Raw genomic sequence first — 12,992 nt, forward strand, 5'->3', positions numbered from 1 at the left:
GTCTGAGACCGCTGTCCGTGGGGTGAGCCGGGCGTGGAAGAATCAGCGGCATGCTGCGCTGGCTCACCGCCGGCGAGTCGCACGGACAAGCGCTCGTCGCCGTACTCGAAGGTCTCCCTGCCGGGGTTCAGGTCACCACTGATGACGTGGCCGACGCCCTGGCCCGTCGGCGTCTCGGCTACGGCCGGGGTGCCCGGATGAAGTTCGAGCGGGACGAGGTGACGTTCCTCGGCGGCTTCCGCCACGGGCTCACCCTCGGCAGCCCGGTCGCCGTCCAGGTCGGGAACACCGAGTGGCCGAAGTGGGAGCAGGTGATGAGCGCCGACCCGGTCGACGCCGAGACGCTCGCCGGCCTGGCCCGGAACGCGCCGCTGACCCGCCCGCGCCCCGGTCACGCCGATCTGGCCGGCATGCAGAAGTACGGCTTCGACGAGGCCCGCCCGGTGCTCGAGCGCGCCAGCGCCCGGGAGACCGCGGCCCGCGTCGCGCTCGGTGAGGTCGCGGCCCGCTTCCTCCGCCAGGCGTACGGCGTGACGATCGTCAGCCACGTCGTCGAGCTCGGCACCGTCAAGGCGCCGTATGGCGTGATCCCGGCGTACTCCGACGTCGCGAAGCTGGACGCGGACCCGGTGCGCTGCCTGGACGCCGACGCGAGCAAGCAGATGGTCGCCGAGATCGACGCCGCGCAGAAGGCCGGCGACACCCTTGGCGGTGTCGTCGAGGTCGTCGTCGACGGTCTCCCGCCGGGTCTCGGTAGCTACGTGCACTGGGACCGCCGCCTCGACTCCAAGCTGGCCGGCGCCCTGATGGGGATCCAGGCGATCAAGGGTGTCGAGCTCGGTGACGGCTTCGAGCTGGCCCGGACGCCGGGTTCGCAGGCGCACGACGAGATCGTCGCCGAGGACGGTTCGGTCCGCCGCACCAGCGGTCGCTCGGGCGGAACCGAGGGCGGTATGAGCACCGGCGAGACGCTCCGGGTGCGCGCCGCGATGAAGCCGATCGCGACCGTGCCGCGGGCGCTGCGCACGATCGACACCGCGACCGGCGAGGCCGCGTCCGCGCATCACCAGCGCTCGGACGTCTGCGCCGTACCGGCGGCCGGGATCGTCGCCGAGGCGATGGTCGCGTTGGTGCTGGCCGAGGTCTCGCTGGAGAAGTTCGGCGGCGACTCGGTCCCCGAGACCGCGCGCAACCACCAGTCCTACCTGGCCAACCTGCCGACCACGATCACCCCGCGGGAGTGGGAGTGAGCCCGGTCGTCGTCCTGGTCGGCCCGCCCGGATCGGGTAAGTCCACTGTCGCGGCGGTGCTGTCCGAGCGGCTCGGCGCGCGGCACCGCGACACGGACACCGACATCGAGGCCGAGGCGGGCAAACCGATCTCGGACATCTTCGTCGACGAGGGCGAGGCGCACTTCCGTAAGCTCGAGCGGTCCGCGATCGCGACCGCACTGCAGGACGACGGCGAGGTGCTGTCGCTCGGCGGCGGCGCGATCCTCGACGCCGGCACCCGCGCCGACCTGGCCGGGCACCACGTGGTCTTCCTGGACGTGAGCCTTGGAGAGGCGGTGAAGCGCGTCGGCCTCGGCGTCGCCCGCCCGCTGCTGCTCGGCAACGTTCGCACCCAGCTGCGGAACCTGATGGAGGCCCGCCGCCCGCTGTACGGCGAAGTCGCCAAGCAGACCGTGCTGACCGACGACAAGACCCCGGAGCAGATCGCCGACGAGATCCTGGAGCACCTCTCGTGACGAGGATTCGCGTCGAGGCGGCCGCGCCGTACGACGTTGTCATCGGCAACAACCTGCTCGGTGAGCTGCCGGCACTGCTCGGTGAGGGCACGCAGCGGGTCGCCGTGATCCACCCGCGGGCGCTCCGCGAGACCGGTGACGCGATCCGCGACGACCTGACCGCGTCCGGTTTCACCGCGCACGCGATCGAGATCCCGGACGCCGAGGACGCGAAGACCGCCGAGGTGCTGGCGTACTGCTGGTCCGTCCTCGGTCAGGCCGGGTTCACTCGCTCGGACGCGATCGTCAGCGTCGGCGGCGGGACAACGACCGACCTCGCCGGGTTCGTCGCGGCGACCTGGCTGCGCGGCGTCAAGGTCGTGCACATCCCGACCACCCTGCTCGGCATGGTCGACGCGGCGGTTGGCGGCAAGACCGGCATCAACACCGCCGAGGGCAAGAACCTGGTCGGCGCGTTCTGGGAGCCGGCCGGTGTGCTCTGCGACCTGGCCGCGCTGGAAAGCCTGCCGAAGAACGACTACGTCAGCGGTCTCGCCGAGGTCGTGAAGTGCGGGTTCATCGCCGACCCGGTGATCCTGGACCTGGTCGAGAAGGATCCGGCCGGCGCCACGAGCCCGTCGTACGGCGCGACCGAGGAACTGATCGCGCGCTCGATCCAGGTGAAGGCGGACACCGTCGGCGCGGACCTGCGCGAGCGGACCACGACCGCCGGCGGGCAGATCGGTCGCGAGGCACTGAACTACGGGCACACCCTCGGCCACGCGATCGAGCGCACCGAGCGGTACAAGTGGCGGCACGGCGCGGCGATCAGCATCGGCATGGTCTTCGTCGCGGAGCTGGCCCGCGCGGCCGGCCGCCTCGACGACCCGACCGCCGACCGGCACCGCGCCGTCCTGGAGTCGCTCGGCCTGCCGGTCAGCTACCGCGCCGACGCCTGGTCGCACCTGCAGGACGCGATGAAGCTCGACAAGAAAACCCGGGCCGACCGCCTCCGCTTCGTCGTCCTGGACGCCCTGGCCAAGCCCACCATCCTCGAAGCTCCCGACCCGAGCCTCCTGGTCGCGGCGTACGGCGAGATCAGTTAGGGTTCTGGAAACGCCTCGGAAAGGGCTTTCCATATGACTGAGCGCAAGCATCGGATCGCGATCGTCGGAACCGGTGGCATCGCAGGCTCGCATGCCCGGGCCGTGACGGCGCTGGCGGAGCGGGCCGAACTGGTCGCCGCCGTCGACGTCGATCTGGACCGGGCCAAGGAGTTCGCCGCCAAGTGGGACATCCCGGCGACGTACTCGAGCCTGACCGACCTGCTCGCGACCGAGCAGCTGGACCTGGTGCACCTGTGCACCCCGCCGAACTCGCACGTGCCGTTGGCCGCCGAGTGTCTCGCGGCGGACGTCGACGTGTACATGGAGAAGCCGCCGACGCTGTCGCTGGACGAGTTCGACAAGCTGCTCGCGGCGGAGGAGAAGTCCAAGGCGCAGGTCGCCTGCGTGTTCCAGCACCGCTTCGGCTCCGGCGCGGTGCGGCTGCGGGAGCTGCTCGCCGACGGTGTGCTCGGCCGGCCGTTGGTTGCCCTGTGCAACACCGTCTGGTATCGCGACGACGCGTACTTCGCGGTGCCGTGGCGTGGCACGTTCGACGTCGAGGGTGGCGGCCCGACGATGGGGCACGGCATCCACCAGTACGACCTGCTGCTCTCGATCCTCGGCCCGTGGGAGAAGGTGACCGCGCTCGCGGCCCGGCAGGCCCGCCCGACGCAGACCGAGGACGTGTCGATGGCGCTCGTGACGTTCGAGAACGGAGCGGTCGCCTCGGTCGTGAACTCGCTGGTGTCCGCCCGCCAGACGTCCCAGCTCCGCTTCGACTGCGAGAACGCGACCGTAGAGCTGGAACACCTGTACGGCTACAAGAACCCCGACTGGACCGTCACGCCGGCGCCCGGGCACGAAGCGGTCGCGGACGCATGGTCGACCGACCTGCCCGACGTGGCGAGCGGCCACACCGCGCAGCTCACCGCGATCCTCGACGCGAAGGAAGCCGGCCAGCCGGTGCCGGTCCCGCTCACCGAGGCGCGCAACACGATCGAGTTGGCCGCCGCGATCTATGCGTCCGCGTTCACCGACAAGCCGATCCGCCGTGGCGAGCTGGCCAACGGATCGGAGTACGCCGCACGCATGGGCGGACCCGGCGCACCCTGGTCAGCGTAGTTCGGCCGGCAGGTCCCGCGTGTGCAGAATGTCGAGCCGGGAGACCGCGCGGGTGAGGACGACGTAGAGGCGGTTGAGGCCGCGGGGCTCGGCGGCGACGATGTCGGCGGGCTCGGCGGCGATCACGTGGTCGTATTCGAGGCCCTTCGCCAGGCTCGCCGGTACGACGGTCACGCGGCCGTCACCGTCCGCGGTGAAGGTCTCGATGCCCACCGCCTTCAGGCCGTCGGCCAAGACCGAACTCTCGTGGTCGGCAGCGATGACGCCGACCGAGCCTTCCAGGGTGAGCGCTTCGCGCACGGCGTCCACGCACGCGATGGAGAGGTCCGGAACGTGGGTGATCCGTAGCCTGCCGTCGGAGCGGAATGACGTCGTCGGCGGGACTTCGACGTCCAGTGCGGTGAGCAGCCGGTTGGCGAGGTCGACCACGGTTGCGGGCACGCGATACCCGGTGCTCAGGGCAACGATTTCCGCCGTGGGCTTCCCGAGCTGTGTGAGTTGCGTCGGCCAGTCGGTGGCGGCCCAGGCCGTGGTGCCCTGGGCGAGGTCGCCGAGCACGGTGATCGAGCCGTGTTCACTGCGCCGGGCGATCGCACGACATTGCATGGGGGAGAGGTCCTGCGCCTCGTCGACGATGACATGCCCGTACATCGTTCCGCGGTCGAGCAACGCACTGAGTTCGTCCAGCAGTACGGCGTCCGCGGCCGTCCAGCGCGCGCTCTTCGCCTTCCGCGGTCGCGGCCGGGTGATCGCGCGCTGCTCCTCCGGCGTCAGGATGCCGTCCGCGGCCGGCTGCGGATCGCTCAGCAATTCGGCGAGCGTCTCGTCGGCCTTCACGATCGGCCACACTGCCTCGACATCCGGTTGCACCGCCCGCGCCATCCGCCGCTGCCAGACACCGTTGCAGTTCTGCCCCCGCGCCTCGGCCTGCCGCTGGAGCGCGGCGACGACGCGCGCCACGACCCGCTCGCGCCCGGTCAGGTACGTCGTTGCGTCCGCCTCGGCGTCGCTCACCATCTCGCTGAACTCGTGCTGGTTGACCCGCCACTTGTACGACGCGTCCCGCACTACGACCGCTTGCTCGGGCCTGCCGATCCTGCGGTACACGGCGTTCCGCAGTACCCGCGCCATCTTGACGTCGTGCTTGATCTCGGCGGCTCGTTGGTCGTCGGTCGCGCGGATCTCGCGGTCGAGGAGTTGTTCGATCGTCGTCTGCTCGACATCCACCTCGCCGAGCGTCGGCAGGACCGCGGAGATGTAGTGCAGGAAGGCCCGGTTCGGGCCGAGGACGAGGACGCCGTTGCGTTGCAGCCGGGAGCGGTGCGCGTAGAGGAGGTAGGCGGCCCGGTGCAGGCCGACCGCTGTCTTGCCGGTGCCCGGTGCGCCCTGCACGCAGACCGAGAGGTCGAGGTCGGTCCGGACAAGGGTGTCCTGTTCGGGCTGGATGGTCGCGACGATGTCCCGCATCGGACCGACGCGGGCGCGCTCGATCTCGCGCCGTACGAGATCGCTGGAGACCGGCGTACCGGACCGGAGGAGTTCGTCCTCGAAGCTGGTCAGGGTGTTGGCCGACCAGCCGAAGCGGCGGCGGATCTCGATACCTCGGGGTTCGACGGCGGACGCCTGGTAGAAGGCGGCCGACACCGGTGCGCGCCAGTCGATCACCATCGGCGGCCGGCCGATCGCGTCGGACACGTGCCGCCGGCCCAGGTAGTAGGTCTGGCCGGTGTGCTCGCCGACGGCCACGTTCTCGCGCGCCCCGGCGACCATCCGCCGCAGTGCCTCCCGGCAGTGGACGGCGTACTCGCGCTCGGCGTTCAGGTCTCGCATCGGTCCTCCACAAAAGATTAACTCGGTCAATCTTTTGCCTAGGTTAACATGATGTCGTGACCGGACTCCGCGAACGCAAGAAGCAGCAGACGTACGACGCCTTGTCGCAGGCGGCGATCGCACTGTTCCTCGAGCACGGCTTCGACGAGGTGCCGGTGACCGACATCGCGGCGGCCGCCGACGTGTCCAAGCCGACGCTGTTCAAGTACTTCCCGACCAAGGAAGACCTGGTGATGCACCGGATCGCGGACCATCGCCGCGAGGCGGCCCGGGTCGTGCGGGCCGCGTCCGCGCCGCCGGTCGACGCGTTCCGCGAGTACTTCCTGACCGGTCTCGCGGACCGCGAGCCGACCACCGGGCTGAACGACCACCCGCAGGTGATCGCGTACTACCGCCTCGTCTTCACCACGCCGGCGCTCGCGACCCGGCTGCGCGAGTTCATGGACGACGACGAGCACGCGCTGGCCGAGGCGCTCGGGGGTGATCTCGCCGCCGAGCTGCTGTCGGCCCAGTTGCTCTCGACCCAGCGGATCCTCGGCTACCGCAACTGGCTGGCCGTCTCCGCTGGGCAGTCCGCCACCGATCGCTACCCGGTCGCCGTCGACGAGGCCAACGCCGCGTTCGCGCGGGTCCGACCACTAGGGTGAGTGCTGTGACTGAGCGAGTGTTGGTGCTGAACGGCCCGAACCTCGGGCGCCTGGGCTCCCGCGAACCGGAGAAATACGGTACGACGACCTTCGCCGAGCTGGTCGGGGTGTGCGAGAAGACCGGTGCCGAGCTCGGGTTCGCGGTCGAGGTGCGGCAGACCGACGACGAGGCCGAGCTGGTCGGCTGGCTGCACGAGGCGGCCGACGGCCGGATCCCGGTCGTCCTGAACCCGGCCGCGTTCACCCACTACTCCTACGCGCTGCGCGACGCGATCGCCCAGCGGACCGCGCCGCTGATCGAGATCCACCTCACCAACCCGGCGACCCGCGAGGACTTCCGGCACACCAGCGTCGTCGCCGGAGTGGCGACCGGGACCATCGCCGGTTTCGGTCTCGACTCGTACCGGCTGGCCCTGCGCGCACTCACCACCCTGGACTCGTAACCAATCTGCCCTTTCGGGCATCGAGTAGTTGTCAGTTGGATTCGGCAACGCTCAGGGGAGTGGCAAGGATGACGACGCAGCAGTGCATTCCGATTCCGGTGTGGGTGAAGGCGCTGGATCCGTTGTCGCAGTTCGGGCTGATGTACGCGCTCGGCGAGCGGCCGGAGGTCAGCCTGGTCAGCGATCAGCGCGCTGACCCGTCAGCGGTCGCATTGGTCGCCGTCGACGCGCTGGACGCGGCCGCGGTCCAGGTACTGCGCGCCGCGACGCAGCGAGGCTTTCGCCGGATCGTCGTGATCGGCAGTGCGATCGACGACGACGCGCTGATGTCTGCGGTCGAGTTGGGAGTGTCCGGCGTACTGCGGCGTACTGACGCGACCGCTGATCGGATCGTGCACCTGGTGCAGGCTGCCGCCGCGGGTGACGGCAGTCTGCCGCCGGACCTCCTCGGTCGACTGCTCGGTCAGGCGCCCGCGCCGCGCCGGCTGTCGCCTACCGGTTTGTCCGACCGCGAGACGCAGGTACTGCGTTTGGTGGCCGACGGCAAGGACACGCAGGAGATCGCGCGGGAGCTGTCCTACTCGGAGCGGACGGTCAAGAACGTCCTGCACGACGTGACCAGCCGGCTGCAGTTGCGTAACCGCTCACACGCCGTCGCGTACGCACTCCGCGAAGGCCTGATCTGACGGCTTCACCCAGCTGGTCCGCTTCTGCGGCCGCGATGACCACCGGACCTGTGCGCTGACCAGTGCTGCCAGCACGATGGCACCGCCGATCGCCTGGAGTGCGGTCAGACGCTGATCCAGGACCAGCCACCCGAGTGTGGTGGCGACAACTGGGCTCAACAGTCCGAGGAACGTCACCTCGGTCGGAGCGAGCGCCCGCAGTCCACGGAACCAGAGTGCATAGGCGACGGCGGAGCCGAACAGTGACAAGTACGAGTAACCCAGGACGTTCCGCAGTGTCAGAGCGGGGAGTGCGCCCTCGACGAGGAAGGCGACTGGAAGCAGTACCAGTCCACCGGCGGCCAACTGCCAGCCAGTGGTCGCCAGCAGGGGAGCCGGAGACGTCCAGCGCTTGCTGAGTACGACGCCGAACGCCATCACGACCGCACCGCCGACAGCTGCGAGCACACCCACCGCGTCCAGCTGCGCAGTGGCTCGCAGTACCAGCAGACCGACGCCGAACACGCCTGCCATCGCAGTGAGGACAGTGCGCAGCGACAAGCGCTGGCGGAGCAGACCGGCTGACAGCAGCGCGACTAGTAGTGGCTGGATCGCGCCGACGGTCGCTGCCACGCCACCAGGCAACCGGTAGGCGCCGACGAACAGCAGGGCGTTGAAGGCGCCGATGTTGAGCGTGCCGAGAACGAGCGAGCGCCACCACCAACTGCCGCGCGGCAGCACCCGGGTGATCGCGATCAGCAGCAGACCCGCCGGCAACGCGCGCAGGAGCGCGGCCAGCAACGGACGGTGCGCCGGGAGGAGCTCGGTGGTCACCAGGTAGGTGGTGCCCCAGAGCATCGGCGCGATCGCCGTGACCAGGAGAAGAGTGAACCGTCGATTGCTTAGCACTAAGACAAAGTATCTCAGCGCTAAGCAAGACGCAAATCTCTCACCGCTAAGCAATCGGCGGTAGGCTGGGCAGATGGCAGATCACGTCGACCTGGTGCTCGAGCAGTGGCGGGAGCGGCGGCCCGACCTGGACACGTCGCCGATGGGCATCATCGGGCGGATGAGCCGGCTGGGCGCGATGTTCGACGCCGAGCTCCGGCGGAACTTCGGCAAGCACGACCTGGACCGTGCCTCGTTCGACGTACTGGCGACGCTGCGGCGCAGCAACGACGAGCACAGCCTGACCCCGGCCGGGCTGATGCACTCGTCGATGGTCACCTCGGGAGCGATCAGCCAGCGGCTGGACCGGCTGGAGGCGCGGGGTCTGGTGACCCGTGCTCCCAGTGAGACCGACCGGCGTGGTGTCCAGGTGACGCTGACCCAAGAAGGTCTGGACCTGATCGACAAGGTGCTGCCGACGCACGTCGACACCGAGGAACAGTTGCTCGCCGGACTATCGGCGGCCGACCGTGATCGGTTGGCGGGCTTGCTCCGGGCCCTGTTGGAATCACTTGGGGACAAGCGAGACTGAAGCCCCATGGCGGACCTCGGGAACGACTCGGTTCAGACGGGGTCGTTGCGCGCGGCCCTCATCAGGCATCTGGTCACCGAAGGCACGATCCGCGACCAGCGCGTCGCCGCCGCGTTCCAAGCGGTACCGCGGCACGTGTTCGTCCCGCAGGCTCCACTCGACGTCGCGTACGCCGATGACGTCGTGCTGATGAAACGCGACGGGTCCGGTGTGGTGACGAGTTCGGTGTCGCAGCCGAGCATCATCGCGTTGATGCTGGAGCAGGCGGCGATCCAGCCGGGGGACCGGGTGCTGGAGATCGGTTCGGGTGGCTACAACGCCGCACTGATGCGAGAGCTGGCCGGCCCGGGTGGTTCGGTGACCACGGTCGACATCGACCCGGAGGTGACCGAGCGGGCGCGGGCGTTGCTCGACGAGGCCGGGTACGGCGATGTCGCCGTCGTCCGGGCGGACGGGGCGTTCGGTGATCCGGAGCGGGCGCCGTACGACCGGATCGTGGTGACTGTCACCGCGTGGGAGATCGCGAGCGCGTGGCTGCGGCAACTGCGGCCGCGCGGGCGGATCGTCGTACCACTGCGGATGCGGGGGCAGACGCGTTCCGTCGCGTTCGATCGGGTCGGTGACCATCTGGAGAGCCGGTCGACGACGATGTGCGGGTTCGTCAGCATGCAGGGGGCCGGCGCGAACTACGAGCGGCTCGTTCCGCTCGGCGAGCTGGAGTTGACGTTCGACGAGGACCAATCGGATGAGCCGCATCCGAAGGTCGACGTACTGGCGCTGCCGCGACTGCAGACGTGGTCCGGGGTGGAGGTGCATCGTGAGGAGCCGTTGCTCGACCTCTACTTGTGGCTGGCCGGCACCTTGCCCGGGTACTGCGTGATGTCCAGCGGGGAGTGGTCGTGGGTCGCAGCGGTCGCGACCGCGGACAGCCTGGTCTACCTGTCGACGCGGCCCGGACGGGACGACGTACATGTCGAACTGGGGTGCAGTGGACACGGACCAAGAGCGCTGGAGCTGATCGGCCGAATGCTCGACCAAGTGCGGATCTGGGACGCGCGGCACCGGCATGGCCCCGGGCCGTCGTTCCAGGTGCATGCGTGGGCGGATGAGCTTCCGGCGGGCTTTCACATCGCCCGGCGGGACAGCTACATCACTGTCACTTGGGCGGAGTAGCTCCGGGCCGCGCTGAGTTGGCGACCGTCTGCCACAGTTCGTCGATGTCGGACCGGTCGTCGGGCTCGGGCGTGTCGACCCATCCGCTGGCCCAGACGTTCTCGTCCCGGTCGTCGAGGTTGAAGATCGACTCCGCGAACGCGGCCGACCCGACGTACCGTTCCCCGTCCGTGTCCTCGCCGGACTCTTCGGAGTCGTTGGACTGATCGGGAGTCGCGGCCTGTGGTGTCGTGGGCTGCATGAGTCCGCGGGCGTACGCCTGCGCTTGGAGGATCCCCAGCTCGCGTTCCTCGCCGAGCAGGCGGATCGCGCCGACTTCGTTGTTCGCGTTCATCAGCTCGCGCACCCGGGCATCCAGATCCGGCGTCGACGTCGGCAGGTTGTTCTGCTGCGGCCGATGCCCCGGCGGCTGATAAGCCCTCTGGCCATATTGGGCAGGGTTGTACTGCGCCTGCGGCTGGTACATCCCCGCCTGCGGGTACGGCGACAGCGGGCCGGACTGCTGCGGCGCCTGGGCCTGGACCTGTTGTGGCGGGCCGCCCTGGCCGGCGGCCTGGGTGAACTGGCCCTGGAACTGGACCGGCTGGTTGCCGCCCTGCTGCGCCTGGAGCTTCTCGATCAGCGCCTGCATCCGCGGATTCGGCTTGCCGTCGCGCCGGGTGGACTGCTGCCTCGCCTTGGTGATCAGGCTCACCACGATCATCACCACGACGAAGATCACGAACTCCGTCACTGCCGGCCTCCTGGCGCCTCGGTGGACGGTCTGGACGTCCAGCCTAAGGCCCGCAAGGTCTAGGGCAGTGCTGGAATCGGAGGAAACGGGAGTGACCGCTACAATCTCGTGTTACCGCTGATCGATCCCGAAGGGTATACCCGCGTGGCAACGACGAACGACCTCAAGAACGGCATGGTGCTCGACCTGGACGGCCAGCTCTGGTCCGTCGTGTGGTTCCAGCATCACAAGCCGGGCAAGGGCGGCGCCGTCGTCCGGACCAAGCTCAAGAACGTGCTGTCCGGCAAGGTGGTGGACAAGACCTTCAACGCCGATGTGAAGGTCGAGATCGCCACGGTCGACAAGCGTGACATGACCTACCTGTACAACGACGGTACGGCCTACGTGTTCATGGACAAGTCGACCTACGACCAGCTCCAGATCCAGCCCGAGGTCGTCGGCGACGCCTCGCACTTCCTGCTGGAGAACCAGGACGCGATCGTCGCGGTCCACGACGACCTCCCGCTGTACGTCGAGCTGCCGGCCTCGGTCGAGCTCCTCGTCGAATACACCGAGCCGGGCCTGCAGGGCGACCGGTCCAGCGGCGGCACCAAGCCGGCCCGCCTGGAGACCGGGTACGACATCCAGGTGCCGTTGTTCCTGACGACCGGCGAGAAGGTCAAGGTGGACACCCGGACCGGGGACTACCTCGGCCGCGTCACCTCCTGACCGCGCAGTACTAGGAAAGCCGAGACACAGCAGATGTCTGCCCGGAGCAAGGCCCGCAAACGCGCGCTCGACGTACTGTTCGAGTCGGAGGTCAGGGGGCTGCCGGTCGGCGGCACCCTGGCCGACCGGGTGGCCGACAACGACCCGCCGGTGAACGAGTTCACCGTGGCGCTGGTCGAGGGGGTCGCGAAGCACGCCGAGCAGATCGACGACCTGCTGGAGACGCACTCGGTCGGCTGGACGCTGGACCGGATGCCGGCCGTGGACCGGAACATTCTCCGGATCGGTGCCTACGAGCTGCTGTTCGACGACCAGGTCCCGGACGTGGTCGCGGTGAGCGAGGCGGTCGCGCTGGCGCGCGATCTGTCGACGGACGAGTCGCCGACGTTCGTGAACGGCCTGCTGGCCAGACTGCTGCAGTTGAAGCCGACCCTGGGCGTCTGATCTGGGCGCCTGATCGGGCGTCCGAGAGAGCGAGGGGGGCGAGCCCTCTCTGTCTTTCGTTCTTCTGTCCCGGCCCGGTGACCGTCTCGGTACGGTCCCGGGCCGCTGGTGCGTCCCCGTGTCCCGGGCGGGTGGGTGAGGTGGATACCCGCCGCTGGACCTTCAGTCGTACTGCGTTGTGTTCCTGCGTTGTCGTGGTGCTGCTTACCGCTCTGTTCGGTCAGCTGAAGAAGGCGGGCGGCCGCGGGCCAGCTGCTACAAGCCCCGACCGTGCCTTCAGTCAGTCGTCAGCGCCGCATCAGGCGCCGGCGGCCTCGGACGATTCCTCGACCTCGCCCTTCGCCTCCGGGTTCAGTACACCCCAGGAGATGAAGCGCTCGGTCAGTGTCGTCGGCGACTCGTCGTAGATGACCGCGAGCGTCCGCATGTCGTCCTGACGGATCGACAGCACCTTGCCGTTGTAGTCCCCACGCTGAGCCTGGATCGTGGCCGCGTACCGCGTCAGCGGACCGGCCTCGCTCGCGTCGAGGTGTTGCAGAGCCTCCAGGTCGAGAATCAACCGGGGCGGAGCCGCGGCCGCAGCCGCCGCGCTGGCGGACCCAGGAAGCAGTTCACGGATCGGCACGCCGTAGAAATCGGCGAGCTCCGCGAGCTTCTGGACCGTGACGGCTCGATCGCCGCGCTCGTACGAGCCGACGACGACCGCCTTCCAGCGACCCTTGGACTTCTCTTCTACACCATGCAGCGACAGCCCTTGCTGCTGGCGGATGGCACGTAGCTTGCCACCCAGTGTCTTCGCGTATTCGCTAGGCACGCTGGTTCTTCCCTCCGACTAGTTTCGTCATGTCCGGCCCGCCGGAAACGGGCCAGTAGGTGAAACCCCCCTCGATTACACAGAGTAACAATATTCCGGAG

15 protein-coding genes are annotated in these 12,992 nt (G+C 69.0%); 11 read left to right on the top strand and 4 right to left on the bottom strand.

All coding sequences use genetic code 11. The annotated features are described in order from the left end of the window. Nucleotides 1-50: 50 nt before the first annotated feature. The 4 genes from aroC to AC0662_RS02745 are packed head-to-tail and all read left to right on the top strand — an operon-like array spanning nucleotide 51 to nucleotide 3,954. Nucleotides 51-1,250, top strand: a complete 1,200-nt coding sequence (aroC, locus tag AC0662_RS02730; RefSeq protein WP_452203752.1) for a chorismate synthase — start codon at nucleotides 51-53, stop codon at nucleotides 1,248-1,250. Next, nucleotides 1,247-1,747, top strand: a complete 501-nt coding sequence (locus AC0662_RS02735) for a shikimate kinase (RefSeq protein WP_452203753.1) — start codon at nucleotides 1,247-1,249, stop codon at nucleotides 1,745-1,747. Before aroC ends, AC0662_RS02735 begins: the two co-directional genes overlap by 4 nt. Next, on the top strand, nucleotides 1,744-2,832 hold the full coding sequence (gene aroB, locus AC0662_RS02740; RefSeq protein WP_478298062.1) for a 3-dehydroquinate synthase: 1,089 nt from the start codon (nucleotides 1,744-1,746) through the stop codon (nucleotides 2,830-2,832). Before AC0662_RS02735 ends, aroB begins: the two co-directional genes overlap by 4 nt. Before the next feature lie 33 nt (nucleotides 2,833-2,865). Continuing rightward, complete coding sequence (locus AC0662_RS02745) at nucleotides 2,866-3,954, top strand: Gfo/Idh/MocA family protein (protein WP_452203755.1); 1,089 nt, start codon at nucleotides 2,866-2,868, stop codon at nucleotides 3,952-3,954. Here the strand turns inward: AC0662_RS02745 and AC0662_RS02750 are convergent. Then, nucleotides 3,946-5,784, bottom strand: a complete 1,839-nt coding sequence (locus AC0662_RS02750; RefSeq protein ID WP_478298064.1) for a HelD family protein — start codon at nucleotides 5,782-5,784, stop codon at nucleotides 3,946-3,948. The two genes, AC0662_RS02745 and AC0662_RS02750, sit on opposite strands and share 9 nt — an antisense overlap. Before the next feature lie 56 nt (nucleotides 5,785-5,840). On the opposite strand from AC0662_RS02750, the gene AC0662_RS02755 reads away from it, so the two are divergent. The 3 genes from AC0662_RS02755 to AC0662_RS02765 all read left to right on the top strand — a co-directional run bounded on the left by AC0662_RS02755 (nucleotide 5,841) and on the right by AC0662_RS02765 (nucleotide 7,560). After that, nucleotides 5,841-6,431: a TetR/AcrR family transcriptional regulator gene (locus AC0662_RS02755; protein ID WP_452203757.1), complete on the top strand. Its 591-nt coding sequence runs from the start codon at nucleotides 5,841-5,843 to the stop codon at nucleotides 6,429-6,431. Nucleotides 6,432-6,436: 5 nt separating this feature from the next. Further along, nucleotides 6,437-6,874 (top strand): type II 3-dehydroquinate dehydratase, encoded by a 438-nt coding sequence (aroQ, locus tag AC0662_RS02760; RefSeq protein WP_478298066.1) that lies wholly within the window; start codon nucleotides 6,437-6,439, stop codon nucleotides 6,872-6,874. A 68-nt stretch (nucleotides 6,875-6,942) separates the two neighbouring features. Continuing rightward, nucleotides 6,943-7,560, top strand: a complete 618-nt coding sequence (locus tag AC0662_RS02765) for a helix-turn-helix transcriptional regulator (RefSeq protein WP_452203759.1) — start codon at nucleotides 6,943-6,945, stop codon at nucleotides 7,558-7,560. Here the strand turns inward: AC0662_RS02765 and AC0662_RS02770 are convergent. Further along, nucleotides 7,519-8,448, bottom strand: coding sequence for an EamA family transporter (locus AC0662_RS02770; RefSeq protein WP_452203760.1), 930 nt, complete (start codon nucleotides 8,446-8,448; stop codon nucleotides 7,519-7,521). The genes AC0662_RS02765 and AC0662_RS02770 overlap by 42 nt on opposite strands. Before the next feature lie 73 nt (nucleotides 8,449-8,521). Between AC0662_RS02770 and AC0662_RS02775 the strand changes: the two genes are divergently transcribed. Together AC0662_RS02775 and fxlM are read left to right on the top strand one after the other, a co-directional pair. After that, the gene (locus AC0662_RS02775; RefSeq protein WP_452203761.1) at nucleotides 8,522-9,019 is read left to right on the top strand and encodes a MarR family winged helix-turn-helix transcriptional regulator; all 498 of its coding nucleotides are present in this window, start codon (nucleotides 8,522-8,524) and stop codon (nucleotides 9,017-9,019) included. 6 nt (nucleotides 9,020-9,025) lie between these two features. Next, nucleotides 9,026-10,192, top strand: coding sequence for a methyltransferase, FxLD system (gene fxlM / locus AC0662_RS02780; protein ID WP_478298069.1), 1,167 nt, complete (start codon nucleotides 9,026-9,028; stop codon nucleotides 10,190-10,192). Here fxlM and AC0662_RS02785 read toward each other — a convergent pair. Next, complete coding sequence (locus AC0662_RS02785) at nucleotides 10,176-10,925, bottom strand: hypothetical protein (RefSeq protein WP_478298071.1); 750 nt, start codon at nucleotides 10,923-10,925, stop codon at nucleotides 10,176-10,178. The genes fxlM and AC0662_RS02785 overlap by 17 nt on opposite strands. A 144-nt stretch (nucleotides 10,926-11,069) precedes the next feature. On the opposite strand from AC0662_RS02785, the gene efp reads away from it, so the two are divergent. Continuing rightward, nucleotides 11,070-11,633, top strand: coding sequence for an elongation factor P (efp, locus tag AC0662_RS02790; protein WP_452203764.1), 564 nt, complete (start codon nucleotides 11,070-11,072; stop codon nucleotides 11,631-11,633). 33 nt (nucleotides 11,634-11,666) lie between these two features. Further along, the gene (gene nusB, locus AC0662_RS02795; RefSeq protein ID WP_387785197.1) at nucleotides 11,667-12,077 is read left to right on the top strand and encodes a transcription antitermination factor NusB; all 411 of its coding nucleotides are present in this window, start codon (nucleotides 11,667-11,669) and stop codon (nucleotides 12,075-12,077) included. Between the two features lie 298 nt (nucleotides 12,078-12,375). On the opposite strand, the gene bldD is transcribed toward nusB, so the two are convergent. Further along, nucleotides 12,376-12,891, bottom strand: a complete 516-nt coding sequence (gene bldD, locus AC0662_RS02800; RefSeq protein WP_130449595.1) for a transcriptional regulator BldD — start codon at nucleotides 12,889-12,891, stop codon at nucleotides 12,376-12,378. Between the last annotated feature and the right edge of the window lie 101 nt (nucleotides 12,892-12,992).

It is taken from the genome of Kribbella sp. NPDC043289 (assembly GCF_056436705.1).

What these genes read in the sequence shown, in the direction of transcription:
- aroC (WP_452203752.1), top strand. Translation starts at nt 51, where the DNA reads ATGCTGCGCTGGCTCACCGCCGGCGAGTCGCACGGACAAGCGCTCGTC.
- AC0662_RS02745 (WP_452203755.1), top strand. Translation starts at nt 2,866, where the DNA reads ATGACTGAGCGCAAGCATCGGATCGCGATCGTCGGAACCGGTGGCATC.
- AC0662_RS02750 (WP_478298064.1), bottom strand. Translation starts at nt 5,784, where the DNA reads ATGCGAGACCTGAACGCCGAGCGCGAGTACGCCGTCCACTGCCGGGAG.
- AC0662_RS02765 (WP_452203759.1), top strand. Translation starts at nt 6,943, where the DNA reads ATGACGACGCAGCAGTGCATTCCGATTCCGGTGTGGGTGAAGGCGCTG.
- AC0662_RS02775 (WP_452203761.1), top strand. Translation starts at nt 8,522, where the DNA reads ATGGCAGATCACGTCGACCTGGTGCTCGAGCAGTGGCGGGAGCGGCGG.
- fxlM (WP_478298069.1), top strand. Translation starts at nt 9,026, where the DNA reads ATGGCGGACCTCGGGAACGACTCGGTTCAGACGGGGTCGTTGCGCGCG.
- nusB (WP_387785197.1), top strand. Translation starts at nt 11,667, where the DNA reads ATGTCTGCCCGGAGCAAGGCCCGCAAACGCGCGCTCGACGTACTGTTC.